The sequence below is a fragment of the Nocardioides ultimimeridianus genome (assembly GCF_054777895.1).
Genome location: NZ_BAAHAB010000017.1, coordinates 139,087 through 164,857 on the forward strand (window position 1 = coordinate 139,087; position 25,771 = coordinate 164,857).

Here is a 25,771-nt window from a genome sequence, read left to right on the forward strand (position 1 = left end):
CTCTCAGGAGACGGGCTCCAGCAGGAACACCGGGATCTCCCGCTCGGTCTTCTCCTGGTACGACGCGTAGGTCGGCCACGTCGCGACGGCGTACTCCCACCACTCCCGGCGCTCCTCGCCGCTGAGCTCGCGGGCCCGGTACGGCTTCGGCTCCGGGCCGTCCTGGAGGTCGATCTCGGGGTGCGCGCGGAAGTTGTCGGCCCAGGCGGGGTCCTCGGGGGCGCCGCCCTTGGACGCGATGGCGACGTACGTGCCGTCCTTCTCCACGCGCATCACGGGGTTCTTGCGGAGCTTGCCCGAGCTCGCGCCGACCGAGGTGATCACGATGATCGGGTCACCGGTGGCGCGGAGGGTGTTGGCCTCGGTGCCGCCGGAGGCCTCGTACGCCGCGACCTGGTCGCGGACCCACTGCTGGCTGCTGGGGACGTATTCGCCGAGAAGAGTCATGCCCTCTACAACAGCACACCGCCGCGGGCTGTTCCAGGGAACGGCCCGCGGCGGCGCGGAGTGCGGGGGTGGGTTCAGGCGAAGCTGACCGCGTCCTCCTGATCGAGACGGGGGAGCCGGTCGAACCAGGCGTTCTCGCCCGGGTGGCCGATGTTGACGACGAGCAGCGACTTCCAGCGGCCGTCGGCGAAGAACTCCGCGTCGAGGCCCTCCTTGTCGAAGCCGGCCATCGGGCCCGCGGCCAGACCGGCGGCGCGGGTCGCGAGGATGAAGGCACCCACGCCGATCGCGGCGGAGAAGTTGCCCCATCCGTCGCGCATCTCGGCGTTCTGCTCGAGGACGTCCTCGAGGCCGGGGCTGATCGGGAACACCGTGGGCACGTGCTCGTGGAAGCGGGTGTCGACGGCGAGCACCGCGGTGACGGGCGCTGCCTCGGTCTTGTCGCGGTTGCCGTCGCCCATGTGCTTGAGCAGGCGCTCCTTGCCCTCCGGCGTCCGGACGAACAGGATCCGCAGGGGCTGGGTGTTGGCCGCGGTCGGCGTCCACTTCACCAGCTCGTAGATGTCGGCCAGCTCCGCGTCGGTGACGGGCTGGTCGGAGAAGGAGTTGGCCGTGCGGGCGCCGGTGAAGACGATCTGGCGGCCGCGCTCGTCGAGTCGCTCGAGGGTTGAGGTCATGCAGGTTTCAACTACCTAGGCGGTACGCCGATTCCGCCCCGCGGTGTGGCCTGGCTCACGTCAGGCCGATGGTGAGCGCGGCACTCGTTGCCGTCACGAACCGGCTGTTGCCGGCGACGCGCACCCGCAGCCGTGCCGTGGTCCCGGCCCGTCCGGCCAGCCTCGCGGAGAGGGCGTACGTCGACCGCGACGTCACCGTCGTCGTGGCGATCGTCCTCCAGCTGCCCGAGAGGTAGCGCTGCAGCGCCACCTTCGCCCCGGCGTCGTTCGGCGTGACCGCCCCGCTGATCGTCACCCGGCCGCCGTGCGGCACGTGCGCCGCGCTCGCCCGCCGGCTGACCAGCGGCACCACCCGCACCGTGAAGGACCGGCCCACCGGGACCCAGTCGGTGTCGCCGGCCGGACCGGCGTACAGGACGGAGTACGTCGTGGTCCGCTGCGGCGTGACCGCGAACGACCAGCCGCCGGTGGGGCCCGCGGTCGCCGGGCTGGTCGTGCACGCCCGGCCGGCCGGGCACGTGCGAAGCAGGAGCGCTGCGCCGGCGACGGCAGGGGAGGTGTCGTCGGAGGGCGTCAGGCCGCCGGCGAGGGTCGCGTGACCGCCGTACCGGACCTGCGGGGTGGAGGCGGTGCCGGTGACGTCCAGGCAGCCGGTGACGGTGAAGTCCGCCGTGGCGGTCGCGCTCTTGCCGGCGTTGTCGGTGGCGGTCGCCGAGCCGCTCGCGCTCCCGCAGGTCGGCGGCAGCCGGAACCATCGGTACTGGTCGACGGTCCCGTTCAGCGTGAGGTGGAGCTGGTCGATCGTGAAGTTGTCGAAGCCGGATCCGGTCGGGTCGAGGACGAAGGTCATCTCGGTCGTGGACGGGCCGTCGGCCGGCGGGTCGAACCAGACGTCCTTGGTCATGGTGATGTCGCCGAAGGATCCGCACAGGTTGATCGGCGCCGTGAGGCAGCCGGTCAGCGTGATCGCGAACTCGTTGCGGTGCGTCGTTGCCTGCACGTTCGCGACACGCTGGATCCCGAACGTGAAGGTGCAGATGCCGGTGGCGCAGTAGCCGCCCTGTGCGTAGCCGATGCCGTAGCCGGCGCTGCATCCGTTGCCCGTGCCGCAGCCAGCGCTGCTGCCCGCGACGAGCAGGCCGTTCGGCAGGTCGGCAGAGCGGGTGATCAGCGGGCCCGAGGTCAGCGACACCGCCAGCGGCCGGACGCTGACCTGGTGGACCCAGGTGCCGGTGTCGGTGTCGTGGCTCGGCGAGGTGTTCGCCAGGTCGATGGTCAGGTCGACCGGCTGCTGGGTCGCGGTGGTGGACGCCGTGGCGGCGTACGAGATGCAGAAGGTGGCATCGGTGCTGCACACCGGGGTGGTGGCACGGGCAGGACTCGGAGTCGCCAGACCGAGGGCGAGGGCGAGCACTGCGACCACGGTCGCGAGGCGCCTCATGTGCTGAGTGTGGACCCGACCGGGGCGGCTGCCAAGGCCCGCGCGTCGGGGGCATCTCAGGGACGGATCAGGTGGCTCCCGGAGTGTGCGGGCCTCGCTGGTGAGGAAGGCTGGAGACGAGAAGGAGGACCACCCATGTCCCAGAACCCGTACGGCGAGCACCCCTACCCGAGCTACGCCGCGCCTGCCTCGACCGCCATCACTCCCGACGAGGAGCGCACGTGGTCGATGCTCACCCACGTCGGCGTCGGTGCCGCGACCGTCTTCAGCGCCGGCACCCTCGGCTTCTTCGCGGCCCTCGCGGTCTACCTGCTGCACAAGGACCGCGGCCCGTTCATCCGGCACAACGCCGCGAACGCCATGAACATCCAGCTCAACATGCTGATGTGGGCGGTGATCGGCCTCGTGCTGGTCCTCGTCCTGGTCGGCTTCCTGGTGCTGCTGGCCGTGCCGATCGTCGGCGTGGTGCTGCACATCGTCGCGGCGGTCAAGGCCAGCCGGGGCGAGTGGTGGAACCCGCCGATGACCATCCGCTTCATCTCGTGATCGTGATGGCGACGGTGCGGCTGTCATTGGTCGCGAAGAGGGCGTTCCTCCGGATCACGACTCTGGGCCATACGTTCGTGCCGGCCGGGAAGCGGAGGCGGCGCCGGAAGGCGTACGTCGAGTCGTCCGTGACCCTCGTCCCGGTGACGGTCGCCCACTGGCCGTCGACGTAGTACTTCAGCACGGCCCAGGCGCCGGCGTCATTCGGCGCCACGCTGCCGTGGATACGGACCCGCCCTCCGCGAGGCACGCTCCGCGCGCTGACGCGCATGCTGACCTGCGGAGCGACATGGACGAGGAACGTCGCGGCCGGTCCCGCGGGCGGACCGGCGTACCAGACGGCGACCGACGTGTTGCGGTGCGGCGCGACCGGGAACGCCCAGGCGCCGTCGGCGTCGGCGGTGGTGGTGCGCTGGGAGCACGACCTGTCGACCGGGCACGAGCGCAGGGTGACGGTGGCGCCCGCGACCGGTGGCGAGCTCGCGTCGGTCTGCTGCAGTCCGCCGACGAGGGTGTCGGTGGAGCCGATGTTCACCAGGTCGTCGTGGGGAAGGTCGGTCGTAGCGACCAGCGTGCCAGTGACGTCCGCGGCCCGGGCGGGGCCGACCAGCGAACCACTCAGGGCGAGCGCGACCACCCAGACCCGGGGACCTCTCATGCGCTCCAGTGTGCCTCAGCCTGAGCCGCGGGTCGCACGGATCGGGGACGCGTCTACCCTCAGCGGCATGAGTGCGATCGACGGCGTCAGCGAGATCTTCGACCCGGCGGACTGGGACGTGGTGCCCGGCTTCGAGGACCTGACGGATCTCACCTACCACCGGGCCCGCGAGCACGGCACGGTCCGGATCGCCTTCGACCGGCCCGACGTGCTCAACGCGTTCCGCCCGCACACCGTCGACGAGCTGCTGCGCACCCTGGACCACGCGCGTATGTCCGCCGACGTCGGCTGTGTGATCCTCACCGGCAACGGCCCGTCGGCGAAGAACGGCAAGTGGGCGTTCTGCACGGGCGGCGACCAGCGGATCCGCGGTCGCGCCGGCTACCAGTACGAGGACAAGCAGATCGGCGCCGCCGACACCGGCGCCGAGGAGCCGTCGGTCATCGACAAGGCCAAGCTCGCGCGGCTGCACATCCTGGAGTGCCAGCGGCTGATCCGCTTCATGCCCAAGGTCGTCATCTGCGTGGTGCCCGGCTGGGCCGCCGGTGGTGGCCACTCGCTGCACGTCGTGTGCGACCTGACCCTCGCGTCGCGCGAGCACGCGCGCTTCAAGCAGACCGACGCCGACGTGGGCTCCTTCGACGGCGGCTACGGGTCGGCGTACCTCGCGCGCCAGGTGGGTCAGAAGTTCGCCCGCGAGATCTTCTTCCTCGCCGAGGAGTACACCGCCGACGACATGTTCCAGATGGGCGCCGTCAACCGCGTCGTCGAGCACGCCCAGCTGGAGAAGGTCGCGCTGGACTGGGGCCGCAAGATCAACGGCAAGTCCCCGACCGCCCAGCGGATGCTGAAGTACTCCTTCAACCTCCTCGACGACGGCCTGGTCGGCCAGCAGCTCTTCGCCGGCGAGACCACCCGCCTGGCCTACATGACCGACGAGGCCCAGGAGGGCCGGGACCAGTTCCTGGAGAAGCGCGACCCCGACTGGTCGCCGTACCCCTGGTACTACTGATCTGCCGCGTTTCCGCAGGTCAGAGGTCTTTTCGGGCCTCGTGCGTGGCAGATGCGCGGCAAGAATCGCGGTTGAGCTCCGGATCGAGAGGTGCTGCGCCTTGCTCTAGATCGGTGCGTACCTGCGCCAATGACGACTAACGTCACTCCGTGGACGAGCGGGATTTCGGTGCGTGCGTCCGGAGCGCAGACCTCCGGCCGATCACCGATGCCGAGGCCGCCGCGAACGACGAGTGGCGTGCTCGAGCGCTTGCAGATCTGGAGGGTCGCTCGGACCCGATCCCGTATCCGTCGCTCCGCGGCATGGACGGGGTCTCGGTTATCGATGGATACGAGCACGCGTACGCCAATGGGGCAAGCCTCTGCTTGATCCCGGAAGGTGAGCTGGTCACTGTGCGCCACCTATTCGATCGACGCGGTCCCCGCGCGTGTCCTACTTGTACCGCCGAGGTGGTTCTAGATCGGCGATGATGGTGGCGTGAGTTGGGACATCTCGGTCATGGACCTGCCGAGCGACGTCGCTTCGGTCGCGGACATGCCGGATGACTTCGAGCCTCAGCCTCTTGGCAGCCGAGCTGACCTGATCACGGCGATTCGCGAGGTGGCGCCAAGCGCCGACTTCTCCGACCCGTCCCGGGGATAGCTTGTAACTCCCGATTTCGTCATCGAGTTCAACATGGGAACAGACGAGGTCGTGGATTCGGTGATGCTGCGCGTCCGAGGTGGCGGACCCGTTGTTGACGTCATCGACGCCCTCCTCGATCGCATCGGCCGCCGTGCCATCGACTGCTCCGAGGGGGAGTTCTTCAGGACGGAGTCATCTGGAGAGAGCTTCCTCGCCTTGGCAGGCCTACCGAGACCGGGTGATCGAGGGCGCCGGCGAAGTCCCTTAGTCAGAGGTCCTGCACATCAGGATTTCAGCTCTCAACGGATGCGATCCGCCGAGCGTCGGGATGGAGATCCAGGATGAGAGATCCAAGTCTCCGACGTCGAACAACACCCGAACGACCCCGGTGTCATGGAACTGAGTCCGTCGAGGACCAAGCCCCTTGATCGGGGCGCTCGGGGTACTCGGTGTGCAAGCCGTTAGGAGCCAGCTCCACCGCCGCGGCTCTCAGCTCGTTGATCTCGGCCAGCACGCCTTCCGCGGCGGCGAGCGCGGCCCGAGACCGGCCCTGCGGATCGTGGCCGTGAATCTCGATGTCGACGTGGGCGCGGTCGTCTGGTCGAAGGGCGCGCTCGGCTTCGGGCGCCAGGATGAGGCCGACCAAGACGGTTCCGCCGGCGGCGAAGTGTGGGGGTGCTGCCCAGTCCATGGTCACCAGATCCACAGGGCTCTCGGCACGCCGAGTTCATAGTGCGCTCGTCGGTACAGCTGCACGGACTCGGGCCCCTTGGCGGACTCGCCGCCGATTGGAAACGCCAAGCGGTTCTCGCCGGAGTCGAGTGCCACGTACTCGCCCTCTACGACCGAGAGTTGTTCGACCGTCTTGCCGATCAGTCGGGTGATGGATGCCGGCCCAACTCCGCCGCATCCGATGATTCCGAATGGCTGGGTGTATCCGGTGAGAACAACGTCGTCCAGGTGGACCTCGATGAAGTCGTGGACGAAGTTGATGGCCGTGATCTTCAGTCCACGGACGACCTCGTTGGGGTCCGTGTCCGTCTCTGGCGTCGCGGCCGTAGCAGTGTGACGACGAGCCACCGCTGCCACGGCAGTTGGGAATGTCGACCAGTCCATCTCGCCGCCCGCGTCGGCGACCCGTTCGGTCACTTCGGCTATCGCCTGGAACACGGCCTCGGGGCTGACGCCTTCCCAGTCCTCGGGTCGGTCGTAGGCGTGGTCACGTAGGTCCCAGAACGCACCCGCCATGCCTCGGGCGGGCTCGGCCCCGCGCGGCGTCGGGCGGCGGAACGGCTTCACGCGGCAACTGTCTCACCTTGTCATGCTCGCGGTCCCTGCACTTTCCGCACTCGCCTCGCTCGACAGGACCTCCGCGGCCATTTCAGCGGCAGCCGCACGTGTCTTGTCCTCAGCAGTCGGCCAGAGATGCGCATACGGGCCGAATGAAATGGCGTGTGGAACGAGGTTCCGAAGAGGGGCTCTGGAGGAGATTCTCGGAGCCGTGAAGAGTCAATGGTTGTCAATGGTTGGGGGTCGAGTTGGGCGAGGTGCAGGACAGTGGGAAATCGCTAGGGATGGGCGTCGAGCGTGAGGGAGAATTCACGCATGGAGACGGTCACCCTCTGGCGCCCGACGGGCCCCAAGGAGCTAGCGCTCGTCGAGGCCTCTGGCTGGCGAGAGTGGCCGCCGCGACTCCCGGACCAACCGATCTTCTATCCCGTGCTGAACGAGGACTACGCCGTCCGGATCGCCCGCGACTGGAACGTCAAGGCGAGCGGTGTCGGCTACGTGACCCGCTTCGACGTCGAGAAGGGCTACCTCGACCAATACGACGTCCAGCGCGCCGGCGGCGAGACGATCCTGGAGTACTGGATCCCCGCAGAGGACCTTGAAGCGTTCAACCGTCACATCGTCGGCTTGATCGAAGTCGTTCGCGAGTTCCGATGAGTGCAAAGACGGACTGGATCGACGGGGTTGAGTTCCCCGGTCCGTGGGTCGACCTACGCCGGCGGCGCACCCGGCTGTCGAACTGGCGGGTGCTGGCTCGGCATCGGCGCGAGCTGAGCGTCGAGATCGCTCAAGGGCATGTCCTGCACGGCCGGCGCTGGCGGATCATCGGCATCGGCGTGCCGGCTCGCGACGACGTCCTCTTGGCGCTCGCCGACGGTGAGATCGCATTGACACATGTCACGTGGAAGGGAGCGCCTGAGCCTCCGTCGTGGCCCATGACCACGATCGTTTCGAGTGCCGGGGAACTCCGGGCCGAACTGGCGGACCGGGGATTCAGCCGCACTGACTGAGGCAATGCCTGGGGCCCGGCTGAAGCCTTGATCGACCATATTGCCGGGGTATCCAGTCTAGAACAGTGGCTCGTCGGCCTCGCCGTCTAAGTGGGCGTCGTACGGATTCACGATCCGTCCGCGGTGCGCCGCGCGCACTTCGCCGTAGATCTCCCGGAGTTCCGGGCTCCCCATGTAGTAGCGCCCGCGGGTCTCGCCTTTCGCCTGGAGCAGGCCAGCCGTCGCGAGGTTGCGGAGATCGCGACCGGCCGTGGCGTACTCAAGGCCGGTGGCTTCCTCGTACGCGATTCTGCGCACCCGGAGCCCGAGGGCGCCGGTGTACAGCGCTTGGACAGCACGCTCTGGAAAACCCCTGTCGGCCGCGAGCGCCTCCAGTTTCGTCCAGAGTTCGTCGGCCTCTTGAACGCGATGCCAAACCGTTTGGGCCTGCATGTGGTGGGCCGTCAGATTGAAGCGCACCCAGGCTGTCGCGTCGTTGGCTGGAGACCACTTGCCATGTCCGGTCCTGGCCAGCACGTCGTAGTAGTCCAGTGTGTTGCGCCCCAGCCACTCCTCGATGCTGGCGAACTCCTGCCCAAGGACTTGGTTTCGCGACAGCATGAGGGTCTGAAGGCACCTGGCCATGCGCCCGTTTCCGTCGCGGAATGGATGAATCATGACCAGGTTCAGGTGGGCCATCGCAGCGGCCACGAATATCGGGCAGTCGGGGTCGTTGAGCAGAGTCTCAAGTTGGCTCACGAGCTCGCGCATCAAGCTCGGAACTAGGCCAGCGTCTGGTCCCTCATAGACGATCTCCTCGGTGTCGTCGTCTCGCACATAGATGGCACCGCGTCGATACGACCCGGGGCTCTTGTCGAGATCGTGTCCAAGCATCATGAAGTGGAGGCCCCGCAGGAGCGACTGGTCCAGGCTGAAGTCGGGGTCGTCAGCGAGCTGCTGCACATAGGTCATCGCGTTCCGGTAGCCCGTGACTTCAAGGACTGTCCGCTGGTCAGCAGTCAGCGCTTCTTCGTCGTTCTCGAGGATGGCGAGCGCGTCATCCAAGGACACGTCGTAGCCCTCGATGCTGTTCGATCCGCGCATGGCTCTTGCGCGCAGATTGCGGCGCAGCAGACCCTGCCAACGGCGCGGCCGGCCAATGAAGTGTCGGAGTTGGCTTCGGTACTGATCGATTCCTTCTATGACCTCGCGATCACGATCGTCGAGCGCGGGGACTGCGTAGATCATGACGCCATGATCCAATGCAAAGATCATCTTTGCAAATGCACGGATGATCCGTATATTGCGACATGGCCGCGACTACGAGTCGTGTAGCTGGCTCAGCGGCCATGACTGGGGCCAAGGGGGGCGGGCGGTACGGCGTGGTGCGTGGCAAAAACGTGGCAGGAGAGTCGTCGGCGGCCGTCGGCGATCGACACCTGTAGTCACGTTTCCGCTGGCCAGCCGGGTAGTGACCATCAGTAGCCGCTGAGCGTGCCGCGCTTCCCCTGGTACTACTGATCCAACGGGCCTGGCCGTGCACGGGCCCTGTTCGCCGCCGGCTGCCTACGAGCCAGCCAACGACCGCATCGGAGCCGGCCAGGTGCCGAGATCGCGGCGTGCGGGCGACAGGTAGAAGGCGCAGCCCCGCAGCCCGATCCGGAAGCTGGCGTTGCCGCTCGTCGTGGAGAACCAGATCTGCACCGAGCTGCCGTCGTCCATCGGGCAGTTGTACCTCCCGTTGGGGATGGTCACCTGCTTGAGGTCGTGGAGCAGGACGTCCGCCTTCCGTGCGCCGATGCGACTGCGGTAAGTGCGGCATGGGCGTGCGTTCATGCCGGGATACCACAGGGCGACTCCACCGCTGGCGCGATCGGGCAGCTGTGCGGGCCGGACGGCCGACGGTCGCGGCGATGTGAGGACGCAGACGTGGTGGACCAGGTGGGCGACCGACCACGCCGTCGGCGAGGGGCCGATGGGTGGGGGCGGCGCCGGCGCGCCGTGCGGTGTCGAGGCGGTGCTGCACCCGACGAGCAAGAGGGCGACGACCAGCGATCCGGCGCGCGCAACAACCTTGGCGAAGCCCACGTCCTTACGACGCCGCCGGCCGCTGCGTGGTTCCCGTGCTTCGAGCGTCGGTGCTGGAGGAGCGGATCATCGGGGAGGCGTCGAGCCGGGACCATCCGTAATCCGGTGGCGCCCGCGCCGCCGACGTCCGTACCGTCGTCGACATGTACGCCGTCCCCACCGCTCTCCCGGCGGGTCTCCTGTCGGGCATCGAGCCGTGCGCGGATGCTGCGTTCCTCGCCGGCGCGCGACGCTGACCCTCCTCCCGTTCCAGCGGGGCTGAAGGAGGAGGGTCGTCCACTCCTCCAGCCCCGGGCGGGGCGGTCTCCTCGGCAGGCCGCTGCGCATCGTCGTACGCCGGCGCAACGACTCACAGGAAGCAACACCATGGCCAAGAGCCAGTTCGTGCGGACCAAGCCGCACCTCAACATCGGGACGATGGGTCACGTCGACCACGGCAAGACCACGCTGACCGCAGCGATCACCAAGGTGCTCGCCGACAGCGACCCTGCCCGCAACACGTTCACCGCCTTCGACGGCATCGACCGGGCGCCCGAGGAGGTGCAGCGGGGGATCACCATCAACATCGCCCACGTCGAGTACGAGACGGCGACCCGTCACTACGCCCACGTCGACATGCCGGGGCACGCCGACTACGTGAAGAACATGATCACGGGCGCTGCCCAGGTGGACGCGGCGATCCTCGTCGTGTCCGCGCAGGACGGCGCGATGCCGCAGACGCGCGAGCACGTGCTGCTCGCGCGGCGGGTCGGTGTCCCGCACCTGGTCGTCGCCCTCAACAAGTCCGACTCGGTCGAGGACGACGAGCTGCTCGACCTGGTGGAGCTGGAGGTGCGCGAGCTCCTCGGCGAGTACGGGTTCCCGGGCGACGAGGTGCCCGTCGTACGGGTGTCGGCGCTGAAGGCGCTCGAGGGCGACCTGCGGTGGACGGCGTCGATCCTCGACCTGCTGGCGGCCGTCGACCGCTACGTGCCGGTGCCCGAGCGGGCGCTGGGCGAGCCGTTCCTGATGCCGATCGAGGGCGTCGTCACGATCAGCGGTCGTGGCACGGTGGTCACGGGTGCCGTCGAGCGGGGCTCCCTGCGCGTCGGTGACGGCGTCGAGGTCGTGGGGCTGGGTCCGACGGCCTCGAGTGTGGCGACCGGGCTGGAGACCTTCGGCAAGAGGCTGGAGGAGATCCGGGCCGGTGACAACGCGGCGGTCCTGCTCCGCGGCGTGCGCCGTGAGGACGTACGCCGTGGCCAGGTGCTCGCCCTTCCCGGCTCGGTCACGCCGCATGCACGGTTCGTCGCGAGCCTGCACGTCCTGACGGCGGCGGAGGGCGGCCGGCACACGCCGTTCGCGGCCGACTACCGCCCGCAGTTCTTCATCCGGACGACCGACGTGTCCGGTGCCATCGAGCTGCAGGACCGGGAGTCCGTGCTGCCGGGCGAGACCGTCGAGGTGGTGGTGCAGCTCGGCAAGCCGGTGGCGATGGAGGCCGGTCTCGGGTTCGCCGTCCGTGAGGGCGGCCGGACCGTGGCCGCCGGTGCGGTCGGCGCCCTGCTCGACTGAGGACGCCGCCACCGAACGCACCGATCCCCGGCCCTCGAGGAGGACCGGGGATCGGTGCCGTTCCGCTTCTTCGACACAAGAAATGGGAGCGCTCCCACCCACGGCATCGAAATTGTGGAACCGTTTTCACGCTTACTCTTGACTCCCGTTGTGACCCCCGTCATAGTTACGGCGTCACAGAAGTGGAAACGGTTCCACACCCCCCCATCACCAGGAGCGTCCACGATGCGCAAGCTCTCCCTCGGGCCGGCCCGCCGGTCCGCCGTACGACGAGGGGCTGCCCTCGGTGCCGCTGCGGCGCTGGTCGTCGGCCTCACCGCCGCCTGCGGCAACGGGTCCGGCAGCAGCCAGACCGCCCTCGGCAAGGACGACGTCCTCACCATCACGACCTTCGGCGACTTCGGGTACGACGACCTGATCAAGACCTGGAACGCCGACCCGAACCGTCCGTTCACCGTCCACCAGACCACGATCGCCCAGTGGGACACCTGGAAGAAGACGCTCACCTCGGACCTCCAGGCCGGCACCGGCCTGACCGACATCGTCGCCATCGAGGGCGACTCGATGCCGCAGTTCCTCGCCGACGGTGCCTCCGACCAGTTCGTCGACCTCACCGACTCCTCGCTCGCGTCCCGCTGGGTCGACTACAAGTACAAGGCCGGCCAGACCGGCAGCGGCGAGCAGATCGGCTACCCGACCGACGCGGGCCCGGAGGCTTTCTGCTACCGCCAGGACCTGTTCCAGAAGGCCGGCCTGCCGAGCTCCCCCGAGGCCGTGAAGTCGATCTTCAGCAGCTGGGACAGCTACTTCCGGGCCGGCGAGCAGCTGGTCAAGAAGCTGCCGAACACCAAGTGGTACGACTCCAGCGGCTCCATCGCCCAGGCCATGCTCAACCAGACCGAGTATCCGTTCCAGACGGCCGACAACACCGTCGCCGTCGACAACGACGGCCTCAAGGCGGTGTTCACCACGGTGGCCGAGCACGCCCCGACCCTGTCCACGAAGACCGTGCAGTGGTCCGACGACTGGACCGCCAACTTCACCAACGACGGGTTCGCCACGATCCCGTGCCCGGGGTGGATGTTCGCCAACATCAAGTCCTCCGCGCCCGACGTGAAGGGCTGGAACATCGTCGACGCCTTCCCGGGCGGCGGCGGCAACTGGGGCGGATCGTTCCTGGCCGTCCCCCAGCAGTCCCAGCACCAGGCCGAGGCCAAGCAGTTCGCCGCCTGGCTGACCGACAAGGACCAGGAGCTCGGCGCCTTCAAGGCGGCCGGTGCCTACCCGGCCAACGTCGCCGCAGAGCAGTCGCTGTCCCAGGCCAACGCCACCGACCCCTACTTCAACAACGCCCCCACGTCGAAGATCCTCGCGGACCGCGCGGCGGCCGTGAAGCCGAACCTGCCGTTCAAGGGTGACGAGTACTCCGACATCCTGGGCCTCTTCCAGACCGCCATCCAGCGGGTCGACGAGGGGACGCCTGCGACGTCATCCTGGAACACGTTCGTCCAGGCCGTGGCGAGCCTCAGCTGATCCTGAGCCGACCGAGATGTCCATGACCAACCTCCGCTCCGGGCCCGGGGACACCACGTCCCCGGCCCGGGGTGGGCCCCGACGAGCGAGGAGGAGCGACGTGGCCACCACCCCGACCCGGCTGACGCTGCGTCAGCGGCTCTCGCGCTGGGACGCGGCGGTGTCGCCGTACCTGTACGTCGCGCCCTTCTTCCTCGTCTTCATCGTCATCGGGCTCTACCCGATTCTCTACACCGGCTACCTGTCCTTCTTCTCCTGGCCGCGGTTCGGGTCGGGCCACGGTGCCGCGGTCGGGTGGGCCAACTACGCCCACGTCCTCTCGGACCCCGTTTTCCACAAGGCCTTCTGGAACACCATCGGCATCTTCCTGCTGTCGTCGGTGCCGCAGATCCTGATCGCCACGGCGATCGCGGCGCTGCTCGACTCGCAGCTGCGCGGGCGGACGTGGTGGCGGATGAGCGTGCTCCTGCCCTTCGTGGTCGCGCCCGCCGCGATCGCGCTGATCTTCGGCTCCCTGTTCGCCGACAAGTCGGGTCTGGTCAACGAGGTCCTGCACACGATCGGGCTCCCCGAGGTGCAGTGGCACTCGGACCGGTTCGCCAGCTGGGTCGCGATCGCGTCGATGGTGAACTTCCGCTGGACCGGCTACAACACCCTGATCATCCTGGCGGCGATGCAGGCCGTCCCCCGCAGCCTGTACGAGGCCGCGTGCATCGACGGCGCGAGCCGGGTGCGGCAGTTCCTCCACCTGACCCTGCCGTCGATCCGGCCGACCATGCTGTTCGTGATCATCACATCCACGATCGGCGGGCTGCAGATCTTCACCGAGCCCAGCCTGTTCGACACCAACCTGCAGCAGCAGGGAGGCGCGGACTACCAGTACCAGACGCTGACGATGTACGTCGTCAACACCGCCAACAGCGCGACCAACCCGTACCCGCGGGCCGCTGCGGCGACCTGGATCCTGGTCCTCATCATCGTCGGCATCGCGCTGCTCAACTATCTGCTCACGCGTGTCCTGCAACGGAGGTCGGCCGCATGAACCGGCGTCCCGGATTCGTCGTCTACGGACTGCTCTCGGCGTTCGTCCTCGGCTCGGTCTTCCCGCTCTACTGGTCCTTCGTCATCGGTTCGGTGACGGCCCAGCGCGCCCGACAGACGCCGCTGCCGCTCTACCCGGGCGGCCACTTCCTGGAGAACGCGCGCCGGGTCTTCGACCAGATCGACTTCTGGTCGGCCCTGGCGAACTCGGTCATCGTCTCCAGCATCGCGGCCTGCTCGGTGGTGATCTTCTCGACCCTGGCCGGCTATGCCTTCGCCAAGCTCCGCTTCCGCGGGCGCAACGCCCTCATGGTGGTCGTCGTGATGACCATGGCGGTGCCGACCCAGCTGGCGCTGGTGCCGCTGCTCAAGGAGTTCAGCAACCTCGGGCTCAGCGGCACCCGGACCGCCGTGGTGCTGCCCTGGCTGGTGACGGCCTTCGGCGTCTTCTTCATGCGGCAGTACCTGGTAGACGCGATCCCGGACGAGCTGATCGAGGCCGCCCGCGTGGACGGCTGCTCGATGCTGCGGACGTTCTGGACCGTCGCGGTCCCCGCGGCCCGGCCTGCGATGGCGATCCTGGCGCTGTTCACCTTCATGTCCACCTGGACCGACTTCATGTGGCCGTTGCTGGTGCTGCAGGGTTCCAGCACGCAGACCCTGCAGACCGCGCTCGACCAGCTGAAGATCGCGCCCGGTCAGGGCCTGTCGGACATGGCGGTGCTGCAGGCCGGGACGATGATGGCCACCGTGCCCCTCCTGCTGCTGTTCATCGCGACCGGCCGCCAGCTCGTGGCCGGCATCATGCAGGGGGCGGTGAAGGGATGAGCGGCGGAGAGGCTCCCACCCTGGACGAGGTCGCGCGGATGGCCGGTGTCAGCAAGGCGACCGCCTCCCGGGCGATCAACGGGGGATCGAAGGTCAGCGCCAAGGCCCAGCACGCCGTCGACGCAGCCGTCCGCCAGCTCGGCTACACGCCTAACGCCGCGGCACGGTCGCTCGCGACGCGTCGTACCGGCTCGGTGGCGCTGATCCTCCCGGAGTCCGACGAGCGGATCTTCACCGATCCGTTCTTCGCCCGGATGTTGCATGTCATCGCGCGATCGCTGCGCGAGCACGACCTCCAGCTGGTCCTGCTCATCGCCGAGCCGGGGGAGGAGGAGGAGCGCCTGCTCCGCTACCTGCGCGGCCGGTACGTCGACGGCGCGATCGTCGCCTCGCACCACCGCGGCGACCGGCTGGCCGAGCACCTCTCCGACCTGGGGCTGCCGTGCGTGTTCGTCGGCCGTCCGTGGACCGGCGAGGAGCGGGTCTCCTTCGTCGACACCGACAACCGCGGCGCGGCTCGGGCCGCGGTCCGTGTGCTCGTCGAGGCCGGCCGCACCAGGATCGGCACGATCGCGGGCCCTCTCGACATGCGCGCGGCCCACGACCGGCTCGAGGGCTGGCGCGAGCAGCTCGCCGCCGAGGGGATGGACCCGGACCGCGTCGCCTACGGCGACTTCACCGAGGAGGGCGGCGCGCGCGCGTGCGCCGCACTGCTCGACGCCCACCCCGACGTGGACGCGATCTTCGCCGCGTCCGACCTGATGGCCCTCGGCGCGATCCGGGTGCTCGCGACGCGGGGTGTGCGGGTGCCCGAGGACGTCGCCGTCATCGGCTACGACGACCTCGGCGCCGCGGAGCGCACCACCCCTGCCCTCACCACCATGCACAGCCCTGTCGATCAGATGGCCGCGGAGGCCTGCCGGCTGCTCACCGAGGTGATCGACGAGGGCGGCCGCGGTGCGCCACGCCGGGTCATCTTCGTCCCCGAGCTGGTACGCCGCGACTCGGTCTGATCCCCACCCCACCCGAACGTTCCAGCGCGTCGGCCGCCACCGCGGCCGTCGCGTCCATCGACCCATCCCACGAGGAGACCTCCATGAGCGCGCCCCTGACCTTCCCCGCCGACTTCGTCTGGGGGGTCGCCACCGCGAGCTACCAGATCGAGGGCGCGGTGGCCGAGGACGGCCGCGGCCCCAGCATCTGGGACACGTTCGCGCACACACCCGGCCGGATCGCCGGGGGCGACCACGGCGACGTGGCCTGCGACCACTACCACCGGTGGGCCGAGGACCTCGACCTGATGGCGTCGCTGGGGGCCCGGTCGTACCGCTTCTCGATGTCGTGGTCGCGGGTCCTCCCGGACGCGCGCACGGTCAACCGGGCGGGGGTGGACTTCTACAGCCGGCTCGTCGACGGCATGCTCGAGCGCGGCATCACGCCGATGGCCACGCTCTACCACTGGGACCTCCCGCAGGTCCTCGACGACGGCCCGCACCAGGGCTGGCTGAGCAGGGACGTCGCCGACCGGTTCGCGGAGTACGCCGAGCTGATGGGCCGTGTCCTCGGCGACCGGGTGCCGACGTTCACCACGCTGAACGAGCCGTGGTGCTCGGCGTACCTCGGCTATGCGAAGGGCGAGCACGCGCCCGGCCTCCAGGACAACGGTCTGTCGCTGCGGGCCGCGCACCACCTCAACCTCGCCCACGGCCGCGCGGTGACCGCGCTGCGCGCCGTACTCCCGGAGGCATCCGAGGTGTCGGTGACCCTCAACCTGCAGGAGATCTGGGCGGCCTCCGACAGCGAGGCGGACAAGGCGGCCGCCGAGCACGCCGACCTGGTGGCCAACCGGATCTGGCTCGACCCGATGCTCCGTGGTCACTACCCGGCCGAGCTGGTCGAGCAGACCCGCCACCTCACCGACTGGTCCTACGTCGAGGACGGCGACCTCGAGGTCATCCACCAGCCGCTCGACTTCCTGGGCGTCAACTTCTACAACCCCGCGGCGGTCGCGGCCTCCGACGGGCTGCCGTTCCCGGGCACCGATCGCGCGTTCTACCGGGAGATCGAGGGCCCGCGCACCGTCATGGAGTGGCCGATCCAGCCCTCCGGCCTCACCGACCTGCTGCTGCGGGTCGACCGCGAGTACGGCATCCCCCAGGCCATCACCGAGAACGGCATCGCCTGCGCGGACGTCGTCGGCCCGGACGGAGTGGTCCACGACGCCGACCGGATCGACTACGTCGACGCCCACCTCGCGGCCGTGCACGCGGCGATCGCGCAGGGCGCGGACGTCCGCGGCTACTTCCTGTGGACCTTCCTCGACAACTTCGAGTGGGCCTGGGGCTACGACAAGCGCTTCGGGATCATCCACGTCGACCACGACACCCTGGACCGTACGCCGAAGGACTCGGCGCGCTGGTACGCCGAGACGATCGCCCGCAACGGGCTGGACAGGAGCATCTGATGGCCTCGATCACCTTCGAGAAGGCCCGGTGCCTCTACCCGGGCGCCGAGGAGCCCGCGGTCGCCGGGCTCGACCTGCAGATCGAGGACGGCGAGTTCATGGTGCTCGTCGGCCCCTCGGGCTGCGGGAAGTCGACCACGCTCCGGATGCTCGCCGGTCTCGAGGACGTGACCTCCGGCCGCGTGCTGATCGGGGACCGCGACGTCAGCAGGCTGCCACCCAAGGACCGCGACATCGCGATGGTGTTCCAGAGCTACGCGCTCTACCCGCACATGACGGTCGCGGAGAACATGGGCTTCGCGCTGAAGATGGCGAAGGTGGGCAAGGAGGAGCGCGAGCGCCGGGTCGGGCACGCGGCCGAGCTGCTCGGCCTGACCGAGTACCTGCGCCGCAAGCCGAAGGCGCTGTCCGGCGGTCAGCGGCAGCGGGTCGCGATGGGCAGGGCGATCGTCCGCGAGCCGCAGGTGTTCTGCATGGACGAGCCGCTCTCCAACCTCGACGCGAAGATGCGGGTCAGCACCCGCACCGACATCGCCAAGCTGCAGGCCGACCTCGGCGTCACCACCGTCTACGTCACCCACGACCAGGTCGAGGCGATGACGATGGGCGACCGGGTCGCGGTGATGAAGGACGGCGAGCTGCAGCAGGTCGACACCCCGCTGCGCCTGTACGACGCCCCGGTCAACCGGTTCGTGGCGGGCTTCATCGGCTCGCCGCAGATGAACTTCCTCGACGGGGTCGCCACCGGCACCGAGGTCGCGGTCGGAGGCCGGGTGCTGGCCACCGGCGTACCGGCGAGCGGAGCGGTGACCGTCGGCGTACGACCCGACGCGTGGCGCCTCGTGGGCGATGCGGACGACGGGATCCCGGTCCAGGTGCAGGTCGTCGAGGAGCTCGGTGCCGACGGCTATGCCTACGGGACCGCCGACCTGGGCGGTACGCCGACGACGCTGACCGTCCGGCTCCCCGGCCGCGATGTCGTCCGCAAGGGCGAGGTCGTCCATGTCGCCGTCGACCGGCCGGGCATCCACCTCTTCGACCCCGCGACGGGCGACCGGATCACCGGCTGACCGCCGGGTCAGCTCGCGAGCAGCTCGTCGGCGGCCGTGCGCAGCGCGAGCGCGGCGTCGCGGTGGCCGAGCACGGTCGTCGGCGTCGAGGACCAGTACGGCGTCGCCGCCAGCTCCTCCGCCGCCATGTCCTCCTGGCTGCGCGCGAGCTCCAGCAGCAGTGCGCGGATCCGGCCGGCCACTGAGGTCTCGATCCTGATGTCCATGACGGTCCGCCTTTCCGGGTGCTCGGGAGCGTCGTACCGAGTCAACGTCAGGAGGACCGCGCGGGCGTCCGTGGTGATACCTGTTCGGCTACGTATTTCCGGTCGGAGCAGGGGTCAGCGGCGGCTGAGCCGGTCGGCGTAGGCGACGACCCGGTTGAAGAGCGCCGTGGTCGTCGCCAGCGGCGGGCCCGCGGCGAGCGGCCGGTCCGCCAGCTCGGCGACGAGGGCGGCCGCGCCCGGGGTGTCCACGCCCGCCGCGACCCCGGCGGCCACCCGGGCCGCATCGCGCACCACGACCGGGTCGACGGTCCAGACGGCCTCGAAGATCCGCTCCCGGTCCGGTACGCCGGCCTGCCCGGGCAGCTCCCACGCGGACACGCACGCCGTGGCGTCGGGCGCGTCGCAGACGACCGCCCACTCGCGGCGCAGCGGGGCGTCGTCGGGCAGTGCGGCGCGCACCGGTGCACCGGCATCGGCCGCGCCCCAGTCGTGGGCGAAGACGATCGCGGTCCGCGCCGTACGCGCCAGGTCGGACCAGCGCGCCGCCGACGCGGCGTAGAACTCGTCGCGCTGGAACGCACCGAACAGCACCGGCCGGTCGGCGGCCGCGCAGCACTCGTCCTCGATGGCGCGCGACAGGGCGACCAGGGTGGGCTTGCGCAGCCGCTGGACCGCGAGCCCCGGGTGCCGGCGGCGCAGCTCGGCGAAGATCGAGGCCGGCGCGGGCGCGGAGGCGGCGGTCACCGCCGCGATCGCGGCCTCCAGGTGCAGCCCGGCCTCCTTGCGCTGCAGCACCTGCGCGACGAGCGCGACGTCCGCCTCGGTGTAGCGCCGGTGACCCGAGGCGAGCCGGTGCGGCTTCGGCACGCCGTGCCGGGTCTCCCACATCCGCAGGACCGCGGGACTCAGGCCGGTGCGCTCGCCGAGCTCGCCGATCGTCAGGGTCGCGGCGCCGGCAGCCGTGGTGGCGGGCCGGGGTTGCGCGGAGTGCACGTCAGGGTCCATGCTCGTAGCATAATCTAAACAAGCCGTTGAATATCGTTGTTCACATATTGGGGAGGCGTCATGAGCACCAGCAGCCGGGGAGGAGCGGCGGAGCTTGCTGTCCTCCTGCGCCGCTCGGCGAAGCGCGACACTGCCGCCTTCGCGCGGTTCTACGACCTCACCTGCGCCCGCGTTCTCGCCTACGAGCTCGCCCGGGCGCAGGCCGGCGGCCGCTGCTGCGGACCGATCCACGAGATCGCCGAGCAGGCCGCCCGCGACCGGTACGTCGCCGCCTGGGCCGCGGCCGCCGAGCATGCGACCAGTGGGCGGTCGCCGCTGGCCTGGCTGATCGCACTCGACGTGCCGACCGCCCGCGTGGACGTCCGCAGCGAGATCGCGGTGGCGAGCTGATGGCCGCGGACGGTCCTGTGCTCGTGGCCGGTGGGACCGGCTTCGTCGGTCGCCGGCTGGTCGCTGCGCTCGCCGACGCCGGACGGGAGGTGCGGGTGCTGACGCGGCGCCCCGAGCGCTACCGCGGCCCGGGGACCGCTGTCGGCGGCGACGTCAGCCAGCCGGACACGCTCGCCCCTGCGGTGGCCGGCTGTGCCTCGGCGTACTACCTGGTGCACTCGCTGGACCGCAGCGACTTCGAGTCGCACGACGCGGTCGCCGCGCGGGCGTTCGGCAAGGCGGCCGCAGCGGCCGGACTGGACCGGATCGTCTACCTGGGCGGGCTCGGTGCCGACGGCGACGACCTGTCGGCGCACCTGCGCAGCCGCCGCGAGGTGGAGGGCCTGCTCGGGGCGGCCGGTGTGCCCGTGACCGTGCTGCGGGCCGGTATCGTGGTGGGCCACGGCGGCATCTCGTGGGAGATGACCCGGCAGCTCGTCGAGCACCTGCCGGCCATGGTCACGCCGCGCTGGGTGCGGACGCTGACCCAGCCGATCGCGGTCGACGACGTGATCCGCTACCTCACCGGTGTGCTCGACCGGCCGGAGGCGCGCGGCCGCGTCTTCGAGATCGGCGGCCCGGACGTCCTCGCCTACGCCGACATGCTCAAGCGGGTCGCCGCGATCGAGGGCCGGCCGCTGCCGATCCTGCCGGTGCCGCTGCTCACGCCGGGGCTGTCCGCGCGCTGGCTCGCGTTCGTGACCGACGTCGACACCCGCACCGGCCGCAACCTGGTCGACTCGATGACGAACACCGTCGTCGTGCACGACACCGCCATCCGCGAGGTCGTGCCCTTCGAGCCGATGGGGTACGACGAAGCGGTGCGGATCGCGCTCGCGGAGAGGGAGGCCGACCGGTGAGCCGGCGTACCCGGTCCGAGCGGTGGCGCCGCCTCCTCCCGACGTCGATCTGGCACACGCCGCCGCTGGTGGCCGCCGAGCCCCTCGTCGTACGCCGCCGGCGCCGCCGGGTCGTGGCCGCCACCGCCCTGGGCGGGGCCGTGCTCCTCGGGCGGTCGCTGTCCTCCACCGAGCCGGGCTCGCGCGACTTCTACACCTCGACCGCCGCGGTGGCGGCGACCTGGACGGTCGGCGGCCTGCTCTCGGGGCCGCTGCACCTGGGCTGGATCGAGCGTCGCGACCAGGAGCTGCGCCGGCCGCTGGTCACCCCGGTGCTCACCGGGGTCGGCGCGTTCGCCGCGTTCTACGGCGCGGCGCTCGTCGCCCGCCGCATCCCGGTGCTGGACCAGGCGCTCATCGAGGTGCTGCGCTTCGCCGACGAGGGCGAGGACCGCCTGGTGATGGCCACGACCCTCGCGAACGGCCTGGCCGAGGAGATCTTCTTCCGCGGCGCGCTCTACTCCGCGCTCGAGCACCACCCGGTCGCCGGCTCGACCGGGGTGTACGCCCTGGCCACCACCACGACCCGCAACCCGGCCCTGGTCCTCGCCGCCGCGGTGATGGGGACCCTGTTCGCCGGACAGCGCCGGGCCTCCGGCGGCATCCAGGCCCCACTGCTCACCCACCTGACGTGGTCGGCCCTGATGCTCCGGTTCCTCCCACCGCTCTTCCGGCGGCCGCGGGCCGGGGGCTGATCCGGTCGGGGACCCTCAGGCGGTCGGCCCGTTGCGTCGTACGTCGGCGACCGACTGCATCGCCGTCCGCAGTTGCTCCAGCCACTCGTCCTGGTGCTGACCGACCAGCCGCACGCACCAGGCGAGCGCGTCGGCGCGCGACTTCGCGACGCCGGCCTCGACCAGGGTGTCGAGGACCAGCCGCTGGGGCTGCCGCAGGCGGGTCATGACGGGGGCCGCGACGTGGGTCCAGAGCTCCTCGTGCTCGCCGACCACCACGCCCCACGAGACCTTGCGCTCGAAGCGGTGCTGGGCCTCGCGCGCGATCTCCATCCGCGCCTCCCGGGTCTCCTCGCGGAACGCCCGAGCCCGTCCCGCCCGCGTCTCGGCGGCCTCCGCCGGGGACGCCTCGGCCGCAACGGCCGCGTCCTCGATGGTCAGCACCACCGTGATCTCCTCGCGGTCCACGGTGACCCGCGGCGCCGCACTCGTCCAGTCCTTCGGGAGCCGGCCGGTGAACCAGCCGCGCACCCGCTCTGTTGCTTCGTTAGTAATCATGTAATCATGATTACACGCTAGGCAAGGCGAGCTCCCCGTTCGCGTCGTACGCCGCCAGCGCGGTCGCGTACGGCGCCAGGTCGATGCCCTTCGCCGCGACCCAGGCATCGTCGTAGTAGGTCGACAGGTAGCGCTCGCCCGCGTCGCACAGCAGCGTGACGACCGACCCCTCCACGCCCCGCGACCGCATCGAGGAGATGAGGCCGAGCGCGGCCCAGACGTTGGTGCCGGTCGAGGGGCCCACCCGGCGGCCGAGCCGCGCCGAGAGCCAGCGCATGGTCGCGATCGATGCGGCGTCGGGCACCCGGACCATCTCGTCGACGACCCCGCCGACGAACGACGGCTCCACCCGCGGGCGGCCGATGCCCTCGATCATCGAGCCGCGCGCGACCGGGGCCGAGGAGTCCTCGAGCCACCCCTGGTAGAACGCCGAGCCCTCCGGGTCGGCGACCAGCAGGCGGGTCGGCAGGCGGCGGTAGCGCAGGTAGCGGCCGATGGTCGCCGACGTACCGCCGGTGCCCGCGGAGACCACGATCCAGGCCGGCACGGGATGCAGCTCGCGCGACAGCTGCTCGAAGATCGACTCGGCGATGTTGTTGTTGCCGCGCCAGTCGGTCGCGCGCTCGGCGTAGGTGAACTGGTCGATGTAGTGCCCGCCGAGCTCCGCGGCGAGGTCGCGGGCGGCGTCGTACACGTCGCCTGCGCGCTCGACGAAGTGGCAGGTCCCGCCGTACCAACGGATCAGGTCGACCTTCTCCTGCGACGTCGACGACGGCATCACCGCCACGAACGGGAGGCCGATCAGCCGCGCGAAGTAGGCCTCGGAGACCGCGGTCGAGCCCGACGACGCCTCGACGACGGTCGACCCGGCGTGCAGCCAGCCGTTGCAGAGCGCGTAGAGGAACAGCGAGCGCGCCAGCCGGTGCTTGAGCGAGCCGGTCGGGTGCACCGACTCGTCCTTGAGGTAGAGCTGCACGTCGCTCCCGCCCGGCAGCGTGACGGCGTGCAGATGCGTGTCCGCCGAGCGCTGGGCGTCCGCCTCGACGCGGCGCACCGCCTCGTCGATCCACGCCCGGTGCTCGGGGGTCAGGTGCGGCATGGGCGCACCCTAGTCCGCGGGTGCGGGGAGCGCCTCCGGCTCAGGGCCCTCAGCCGGCGAGCAGCAGGTCGGCGGCGGCCCGCAGCGCCTCGGCCGCGTCGCGGTGCCCGGCGACCGTCTCCGGAGCGGTGGCCCAGTACGGCGTCGCGGCCAGCTCCTGGGCCGCGAGCTCGTCCTGGCGGAGGGCGAGCTCGAGCAGCATGGCTCGGATGCGGTTGATCTCTGTCGTGTCCGTGTCGGTCGTCATGACGGCCCGCCTCCCCGCGTGCTCGGCATCGTTCGTACCGGGTCAACGACCCGATGACCCCGAAGGTCACCGTGGTGATGCGGAAGCGGCGTACCTATTTTCCGAGGGGTCAGTGCGCGGCGCGGACGATCGCGTCCAGCACGCCCGGGTACGCCGCCTCCACGTCCTCGGCCCGCAGCCGCTGATGGGTGTTGCCGCCGACCACCACGCGCTGGATGACACCCGCCTCGCGCAGCGTCTTGAAGTGGTGGCTCGCGGTGGACTTGCTGATGCCGTCGTAGAGGGCGCCGCACGCGACGGGCCCGTCGGTGGAGGCGAGCCGGCGCACCATCTCGAGGCGGACCGGGTCGGCCAGCGCGGCCAGCACGTCCTGCAGGCCCGCGACCGGGGTCAGCGCGCTGTCGCGACTCAGGTCGGCGGCCGGGTCCGTGACGGGCATCTCGTTGCTCCCCGCTGTGCGTCGGAATAGTTCGACGATCATCGAACTTGTCGTCTGTGTCGTGGTTCGACACCCATCGAACACCATCCGGACGAGAGGCATTCCCATGAGCACGCTCTCCCTTCCCCGGGCCGGGTCGGTGCCGGCGTACCCGCTGCTGATCGCGCTGATGGCCGTCGCCCTCGGCGTCTCCGGCGCGCCGGCCCCGCTCTACGGGCTCTACGAGGCGAAGTTCCAGCTCGCCCCCATCACCACCACCGTCGTCTTCGCGGTGTACGCCGTCGGCGCGCTGGCCGCGGTGCTGCTCGCCGGCGTGGTGTCGGACCGGGTCGGCCGCAAGCCGCTCCTGATCGGCGCCGTCGTCGCGATGATCGCCGGTCTCGCGGTGTTCATGACCGCGCACGGCGTCGCCGCGCTGATCGTCGCCCGCGCCCTCCACGGCGCCGCGGTCGGTACGACGGTCGTCGTCGGCTCGGCCGCGCTCCTCGACCTGCGTCCGGACCACGGGGCCCGCAGCGGGCACCTGACCGGGATCATGTTCAACGTCGGCATGGCGGTGACGATCCTGGGCGCCGCGCTGCTCGCCCAGTACGCACCCGACCCGCTCGTGACGCCGTACGCCGTGGTCGCGCTGGTCGTCCTGGTGCTGCTGTTCGCCCTGTTGGCGGTGCCCGAGCCGCACGCCGGGCGGGGCGCGGCGCCGCTGCGGATCGCCCGCCCCGGCGTACCGGAGAGCATCCGGGCGGACTTCCGGTTCTCGGTGCTCGGGGTGATGGCCGCGTGGTCGGTGCTGGGGGTCTACCTGTCGCTGTTCCCGGCCTTCGCCGGGCAGCGGACCGGCATGCACAGCCTGGTGTTCGGCGGCCCGGTGGTCGCCGCGATGGCCGGCGCCGCGGCCGTCAGCCAGGCGCTGGGCGGGCGGATCGTCCCGCGGAAGGCGGCGATCTTCGGCGACTTCGCGACCGCTGCCACCCTCGGCCTGAGCGTCGCGGCCCTCGACACCCACCAGCCCGCGCTGGTCGCGGGATCCGCGGTCGTCATGGGCCTGGCGTTCGGGCTCGCCTTCGGCGGCTCGCTGCGCCACCTCGGCGGCGTGGTGCCCGCCGGCCGGCGCGGGGAGGTCATGTCGGCGTACTACCTGCTGGCGTACGGCGCCATGGCCGTCCCCACGATCCTGGCCGGCTGGGCCGCCACGACCTGGGGCCTGGCCGCGGTGTTCCCGTGGTTCACCGCAGCCGTCGCGCTCGCCTGCGTCTCGGCCGGTGTGCTCGGGCTGCGGTCGCGGACCGCGGCCTGAGGATCAGCCGTCGCAGGTGAAGCGCTCGACCTTCCAACCACCCTGGTCGACCATGTGGAAGTTGATGTTGGTCGACTTGCCCTCGACGTCGACCTTCACGTCCGCCGAACCGTCGTCCTCCTTGGTGGACTTCGGGATCGTGAACTTGGTCCAGGACTTGTCGCTCAGGAACGCCCCGCACTGGGTGTCGGTGACCGTGCCGAGCGTGACCCCGGAGGCGAGGTAGCCCTTGATCTCGGACGAGGAGTTCGACTGGAGCACGGTCTGCACGACCGTCTCGGCCTCGGGCACCTTGTGCTCGACCTTGTCGTGGGCGAAGCCGAGCGCGCTGCCGAGCCCGAGCACGAGCGCGATCTTGCCGCCGACGACGAGGACGAGGGCGACGAGCCCGCCGATGCGGCCGAAGCGGCGGCGACGGTTGGGGGCCTGGGGTGGCGGGCCGCTCGCGTAGGTGGGCGGGGCGGCGTACGTCGGGGAGCTCGGGTTGCCCGGGCCGGTCGGCGGAGGCGGCGGCGTGCCGGGCTGCGCGGGGTTGGCGGGGTACTGACCATAGGTGGGCGCGGTCGGCTCCTGCGAGGGCTCCGAGCTGCCGGGATTCTGCGTCACAGCGGAACCATAAGTCGCGACGGGCGCTTCTGTACCCGAGACGCGTGATC

At 70.4% G+C, this 25,771-nt stretch carries 31 protein-coding genes; 16 read left to right on the top strand and 15 right to left on the bottom strand.

The genetic code is table 11. The features are described from left to right. Positions 1–3 precede the first annotated feature (3 nt). The 3 genes from ACYU8V_RS15985 to ACYU8V_RS15995 all read right to left on the bottom strand — a co-directional run bounded on the left by ACYU8V_RS15985 (position 4) and on the right by ACYU8V_RS15995 (position 2,565). Entirely contained in the window at positions 4–447 is a 444-nt protein-coding gene (locus ACYU8V_RS15985; RefSeq protein ID WP_460848746.1) for a nitroreductase family deazaflavin-dependent oxidoreductase, read from the bottom strand. 74 nt (positions 448–521) lie between these two features. Continuing rightward, positions 522–1,124: a malonic semialdehyde reductase gene (locus ACYU8V_RS15990; RefSeq protein WP_460848748.1), complete on the bottom strand. Its 603-nt coding sequence runs from the start codon at positions 1,122–1,124 to the stop codon at positions 522–524. 55 nt (positions 1,125–1,179) lie between these two features. Next, a complete protein-coding gene (locus ACYU8V_RS15995; RefSeq protein WP_460848749.1) occupies positions 1,180–2,565 on the bottom strand; it encodes a hypothetical protein in 1,386 nt (461 codons plus the stop codon). Positions 2,566–2,700: 135 nt separating this feature from the next. Between ACYU8V_RS15995 and ACYU8V_RS16000 the strand changes: the two genes are divergently transcribed. Beyond that, the gene (locus ACYU8V_RS16000; protein WP_460848751.1) at positions 2,701–3,111 is read left to right on the top strand and encodes a DUF4870 domain-containing protein; all 411 of its coding nucleotides are present in this window, start codon (positions 2,701–2,703) and stop codon (positions 3,109–3,111) included. Here the strand turns inward: ACYU8V_RS16000 and ACYU8V_RS16005 are convergent. Continuing rightward, entirely contained in the window at positions 3,101–3,769 is a 669-nt protein-coding gene (locus ACYU8V_RS16005; protein ID WP_460848752.1) for a hypothetical protein, read from the bottom strand. The genes ACYU8V_RS16000 and ACYU8V_RS16005 overlap by 11 nt on opposite strands. A 67-nt stretch (positions 3,770–3,836) precedes the next feature. Here ACYU8V_RS16005 and ACYU8V_RS16010 point away from each other — a divergent pair, with 67 nt between their 5' ends. Together ACYU8V_RS16010 and ACYU8V_RS16015 are read left to right on the top strand one after the other, a co-directional pair. Next, on the top strand, positions 3,837–4,781 hold the full coding sequence (locus tag ACYU8V_RS16010; RefSeq protein ID WP_460848753.1) for a 1,4-dihydroxy-2-naphthoyl-CoA synthase: 945 nt from the start codon (positions 3,837–3,839) through the stop codon (positions 4,779–4,781). A gap of 477 nt (positions 4,782–5,258) precedes the next feature. Continuing rightward, positions 5,259–5,423: a hypothetical protein gene (locus tag ACYU8V_RS16015; protein ID WP_460848754.1), complete on the top strand. Its 165-nt coding sequence runs from the start codon at positions 5,259–5,261 to the stop codon at positions 5,421–5,423. Between the two features lie 373 nt (positions 5,424–5,796). Here the strand turns inward: ACYU8V_RS16015 and ACYU8V_RS16020 are convergent, their stop codons facing one another. Both ACYU8V_RS16020 and ACYU8V_RS16025 read right to left on the bottom strand, forming a co-directional pair. Beyond that, positions 5,797–6,111: a hypothetical protein gene (locus tag ACYU8V_RS16020; protein WP_460848755.1), complete on the bottom strand. Its 315-nt coding sequence runs from the start codon at positions 6,109–6,111 to the stop codon at positions 5,797–5,799. Next, positions 6,099–6,704, bottom strand: a complete 606-nt coding sequence (locus tag ACYU8V_RS16025) for a hypothetical protein (protein ID WP_460848756.1) — start codon at positions 6,702–6,704, stop codon at positions 6,099–6,101. The genes ACYU8V_RS16020 and ACYU8V_RS16025 overlap by 13 nt, the downstream gene beginning before the upstream one ends. 306 nt (positions 6,705–7,010) lie before the next feature. Here ACYU8V_RS16025 and ACYU8V_RS16030 point away from each other — a divergent pair, with 306 nt between their 5' ends. After that, positions 7,011–7,352 (top strand): hypothetical protein, encoded by a 342-nt coding sequence (locus ACYU8V_RS16030; protein ID WP_460848757.1) that lies wholly within the window; start codon positions 7,011–7,013, stop codon positions 7,350–7,352. Continuing rightward, complete coding sequence (locus ACYU8V_RS16035) at positions 7,349–7,705, top strand: hypothetical protein (RefSeq protein WP_460848758.1); 357 nt, start codon at positions 7,349–7,351, stop codon at positions 7,703–7,705. Before ACYU8V_RS16030 ends, ACYU8V_RS16035 begins: the two co-directional genes overlap by 4 nt. A gap of 57 nt (positions 7,706–7,762) precedes the next feature. On the opposite strand, the gene ACYU8V_RS16040 is transcribed toward ACYU8V_RS16035, so the two are convergent. Together ACYU8V_RS16040 and ACYU8V_RS16045 are read right to left on the bottom strand one after the other, a co-directional pair. Next, complete coding sequence (locus tag ACYU8V_RS16040; RefSeq protein ID WP_460848759.1) at positions 7,763–8,932, bottom strand: Fic family protein; 1,170 nt, start codon at positions 8,930–8,932, stop codon at positions 7,763–7,765. Positions 8,933–9,250: 318 nt separating this feature from the next. Then, on the bottom strand, positions 9,251–9,520 hold the full coding sequence (locus ACYU8V_RS16045) for a hypothetical protein (protein ID WP_460848760.1): 270 nt from the start codon (positions 9,518–9,520) through the stop codon (positions 9,251–9,253). Between the two features lie 618 nt (positions 9,521–10,138). Here ACYU8V_RS16045 and tuf point away from each other — a divergent pair. The 7 genes from tuf to ACYU8V_RS16080 all read left to right on the top strand — a co-directional run bounded on the left by tuf (position 10,139) and on the right by ACYU8V_RS16080 (position 18,262). Next, positions 10,139–11,326 carry an elongation factor Tu gene (gene tuf / locus ACYU8V_RS16050; RefSeq protein ID WP_460848762.1) on the top strand — a complete coding sequence of 396 codons (1,188 nt, stop codon included), beginning with the start codon at positions 10,139–10,141 and terminating at the stop codon, positions 11,324–11,326. A 225-nt stretch (positions 11,327–11,551) separates the two neighbouring features. Further along, the gene (locus tag ACYU8V_RS16055; RefSeq protein WP_460848764.1) at positions 11,552–12,859 is read left to right on the top strand and encodes an ABC transporter substrate-binding protein; all 1,308 of its coding nucleotides are present in this window, start codon (positions 11,552–11,554) and stop codon (positions 12,857–12,859) included. 100 nt (positions 12,860–12,959) lie between these two features. Further along, entirely contained in the window at positions 12,960–13,901 is a 942-nt protein-coding gene (locus tag ACYU8V_RS16060) for a carbohydrate ABC transporter permease (protein WP_460848765.1), read from the top strand. Continuing rightward, positions 13,898–14,728 (top strand): carbohydrate ABC transporter permease, encoded by an 831-nt coding sequence (locus ACYU8V_RS16065; protein WP_460848767.1) that lies wholly within the window; start codon positions 13,898–13,900, stop codon positions 14,726–14,728. Before ACYU8V_RS16060 ends, ACYU8V_RS16065 begins: the two co-directional genes overlap by 4 nt. Further along, a complete protein-coding gene (locus tag ACYU8V_RS16070; protein ID WP_460848768.1) occupies positions 14,725–15,741 on the top strand; it encodes a LacI family DNA-binding transcriptional regulator in 1,017 nt (338 codons plus the stop codon). Before ACYU8V_RS16065 ends, ACYU8V_RS16070 begins: the two co-directional genes overlap by 4 nt. 83 nt (positions 15,742–15,824) lie before the next feature. Next, positions 15,825–17,192, top strand: a complete 1,368-nt coding sequence (locus ACYU8V_RS16075; RefSeq protein WP_460848769.1) for a GH1 family beta-glucosidase — start codon at positions 15,825–15,827, stop codon at positions 17,190–17,192. After that, positions 17,192–18,262: an ABC transporter ATP-binding protein gene (locus ACYU8V_RS16080; RefSeq protein ID WP_460848771.1), complete on the top strand. Its 1,071-nt coding sequence runs from the start codon at positions 17,192–17,194 to the stop codon at positions 18,260–18,262. The genes ACYU8V_RS16075 and ACYU8V_RS16080 overlap by 1 nt, the downstream gene beginning before the upstream one ends. A gap of 8 nt (positions 18,263–18,270) precedes the next feature. Here ACYU8V_RS16080 and ACYU8V_RS16085 read toward each other — a convergent pair whose 3' ends face one another. Next, positions 18,271–18,468: a hypothetical protein gene (locus ACYU8V_RS16085; protein ID WP_460848773.1), complete on the bottom strand. Its 198-nt coding sequence runs from the start codon at positions 18,466–18,468 to the stop codon at positions 18,271–18,273. Between the two features lie 114 nt (positions 18,469–18,582). After that, positions 18,583–19,473: a DICT sensory domain-containing protein gene (locus ACYU8V_RS16090; protein WP_460848775.1), complete on the bottom strand. Its 891-nt coding sequence runs from the start codon at positions 19,471–19,473 to the stop codon at positions 18,583–18,585. A 60-nt stretch (positions 19,474–19,533) separates the two neighbouring features. On the opposite strand from ACYU8V_RS16090, the gene ACYU8V_RS16095 reads away from it, so the two are divergent. The 3 genes from ACYU8V_RS16095 to ACYU8V_RS16105 are packed head-to-tail and all read left to right on the top strand — an operon-like array spanning position 19,534 to position 21,496. Beyond that, a complete protein-coding gene (locus ACYU8V_RS16095) occupies positions 19,534–19,863 on the top strand; it encodes a sigma-70 family RNA polymerase sigma factor (protein ID WP_460848778.1) in 330 nt (109 codons plus the stop codon). Continuing rightward, complete coding sequence (locus tag ACYU8V_RS16100) at positions 19,863–20,762, top strand: NAD(P)H-binding protein (RefSeq protein ID WP_460848780.1); 900 nt, start codon at positions 19,863–19,865, stop codon at positions 20,760–20,762. The genes ACYU8V_RS16095 and ACYU8V_RS16100 overlap by 1 nt, the downstream gene beginning before the upstream one ends. Then, entirely contained in the window at positions 20,759–21,496 is a 738-nt protein-coding gene (locus ACYU8V_RS16105) for a lysostaphin resistance A-like protein (RefSeq protein ID WP_460848781.1), read from the top strand. The genes ACYU8V_RS16100 and ACYU8V_RS16105 overlap by 4 nt, the downstream gene beginning before the upstream one ends. 15 nt (positions 21,497–21,511) lie before the next feature. Here the strand turns inward: ACYU8V_RS16105 and ACYU8V_RS16110 are convergent, their stop codons facing one another. From ACYU8V_RS16110 to ACYU8V_RS16125, 4 genes are all read right to left on the bottom strand, one after another. Next, a complete protein-coding gene (locus tag ACYU8V_RS16110) occupies positions 21,512–22,033 on the bottom strand; it encodes a hypothetical protein (RefSeq protein WP_460848782.1) in 522 nt (173 codons plus the stop codon). A gap of 10 nt (positions 22,034–22,043) precedes the next feature. Next, positions 22,044–23,132 carry a PLP-dependent cysteine synthase family protein gene (locus ACYU8V_RS16115; RefSeq protein WP_460848784.1) on the bottom strand — a complete coding sequence of 363 codons (1,089 nt, stop codon included), beginning with the start codon at positions 23,130–23,132 and terminating at the stop codon, positions 22,044–22,046. A 49-nt stretch (positions 23,133–23,181) separates the two neighbouring features. Then, a complete protein-coding gene (locus tag ACYU8V_RS16120) occupies positions 23,182–23,379 on the bottom strand; it encodes a hypothetical protein (RefSeq protein WP_460848785.1) in 198 nt (65 codons plus the stop codon). A gap of 109 nt (positions 23,380–23,488) precedes the next feature. After that, positions 23,489–23,818 carry an ArsR/SmtB family transcription factor gene (locus tag ACYU8V_RS16125; protein ID WP_460848787.1) on the bottom strand — a complete coding sequence of 110 codons (330 nt, stop codon included), beginning with the start codon at positions 23,816–23,818 and terminating at the stop codon, positions 23,489–23,491. Positions 23,819–23,924: 106 nt separating this feature from the next. On the opposite strand from ACYU8V_RS16125, the gene ACYU8V_RS16130 reads away from it, so the two are divergent. Then, a complete protein-coding gene (locus ACYU8V_RS16130; protein WP_460848789.1) occupies positions 23,925–25,115 on the top strand; it encodes an MFS transporter in 1,191 nt (396 codons plus the stop codon). Between the two features lie 3 nt (positions 25,116–25,118). On the opposite strand, the gene ACYU8V_RS16135 is transcribed toward ACYU8V_RS16130, so the two are convergent. Then, entirely contained in the window at positions 25,119–25,721 is a 603-nt protein-coding gene (locus tag ACYU8V_RS16135; protein WP_460848791.1) for a hypothetical protein, read from the bottom strand. Positions 25,722–25,771: the final 50 nt, after the last annotated feature.

Coding starts and splice junctions, on each gene's coding strand:
- ACYU8V_RS15985 (WP_460848746.1), bottom strand. CDS start 447: ATGACTCTTCTCGGCGAATACGTCCCCAGCAGCCAGCAGTGGGTCCGC.
- ACYU8V_RS15990 (WP_460848748.1), bottom strand. CDS start 1,124: ATGACCTCAACCCTCGAGCGACTCGACGAGCGCGGCCGCCAGATCGTC.
- ACYU8V_RS15995 (WP_460848749.1), bottom strand. CDS start 2,565: ATGAGGCGCCTCGCGACCGTGGTCGCAGTGCTCGCCCTCGCCCTCGGT.
- ACYU8V_RS16000 (WP_460848751.1), top strand. CDS start 2,701: ATGTCCCAGAACCCGTACGGCGAGCACCCCTACCCGAGCTACGCCGCG.
- ACYU8V_RS16005 (WP_460848752.1), bottom strand. CDS start 3,769: ATGAGAGGTCCCCGGGTCTGGGTGGTCGCGCTCGCCCTGAGTGGTTCG.
- ACYU8V_RS16010 (WP_460848753.1), top strand. CDS start 3,837: ATGAGTGCGATCGACGGCGTCAGCGAGATCTTCGACCCGGCGGACTGG.
- ACYU8V_RS16030 (WP_460848757.1), top strand. CDS start 7,011: ATGGAGACGGTCACCCTCTGGCGCCCGACGGGCCCCAAGGAGCTAGCG.
- ACYU8V_RS16035 (WP_460848758.1), top strand. CDS start 7,349: ATGAGTGCAAAGACGGACTGGATCGACGGGGTTGAGTTCCCCGGTCCG.
- ACYU8V_RS16040 (WP_460848759.1), bottom strand. CDS start 8,932: ATGATCTACGCAGTCCCCGCGCTCGACGATCGTGATCGCGAGGTCATA.
- ACYU8V_RS16045 (WP_460848760.1), bottom strand. CDS start 9,520: ATGAACGCACGCCCATGCCGCACTTACCGCAGTCGCATCGGCGCACGG.
- tuf (WP_460848762.1), top strand. CDS start 10,139: ATGGCCAAGAGCCAGTTCGTGCGGACCAAGCCGCACCTCAACATCGGG.
- ACYU8V_RS16055 (WP_460848764.1), top strand. CDS start 11,552: ATGCGCAAGCTCTCCCTCGGGCCGGCCCGCCGGTCCGCCGTACGACGA.
- ACYU8V_RS16065 (WP_460848767.1), top strand. CDS start 13,898: ATGAACCGGCGTCCCGGATTCGTCGTCTACGGACTGCTCTCGGCGTTC.
- ACYU8V_RS16070 (WP_460848768.1), top strand. CDS start 14,725: ATGAGCGGCGGAGAGGCTCCCACCCTGGACGAGGTCGCGCGGATGGCC.
- ACYU8V_RS16075 (WP_460848769.1), top strand. CDS start 15,825: ATGAGCGCGCCCCTGACCTTCCCCGCCGACTTCGTCTGGGGGGTCGCC.
- ACYU8V_RS16080 (WP_460848771.1), top strand. CDS start 17,192: ATGGCCTCGATCACCTTCGAGAAGGCCCGGTGCCTCTACCCGGGCGCC.
- ACYU8V_RS16085 (WP_460848773.1), bottom strand. CDS start 18,468: ATGGACATCAGGATCGAGACCTCAGTGGCCGGCCGGATCCGCGCACTG.
- ACYU8V_RS16090 (WP_460848775.1), bottom strand. CDS start 19,473: ATGGACCCTGACGTGCACTCCGCGCAACCCCGGCCCGCCACCACGGCT.
- ACYU8V_RS16095 (WP_460848778.1), top strand. CDS start 19,534: ATGAGCACCAGCAGCCGGGGAGGAGCGGCGGAGCTTGCTGTCCTCCTG.
- ACYU8V_RS16100 (WP_460848780.1), top strand. CDS start 19,863: ATGGCCGCGGACGGTCCTGTGCTCGTGGCCGGTGGGACCGGCTTCGTC.
- ACYU8V_RS16110 (WP_460848782.1), bottom strand. CDS start 22,033: ATGATTACTAACGAAGCAACAGAGCGGGTGCGCGGCTGGTTCACCGGC.
- ACYU8V_RS16115 (WP_460848784.1), bottom strand. CDS start 23,132: ATGCCGCACCTGACCCCCGAGCACCGGGCGTGGATCGACGAGGCGGTG.
- ACYU8V_RS16120 (WP_460848785.1), bottom strand. CDS start 23,379: ATGACGACCGACACGGACACGACAGAGATCAACCGCATCCGAGCCATG.
- ACYU8V_RS16125 (WP_460848787.1), bottom strand. CDS start 23,818: ATGCCCGTCACGGACCCGGCCGCCGACCTGAGTCGCGACAGCGCGCTG.
- ACYU8V_RS16130 (WP_460848789.1), top strand. CDS start 23,925: ATGAGCACGCTCTCCCTTCCCCGGGCCGGGTCGGTGCCGGCGTACCCG.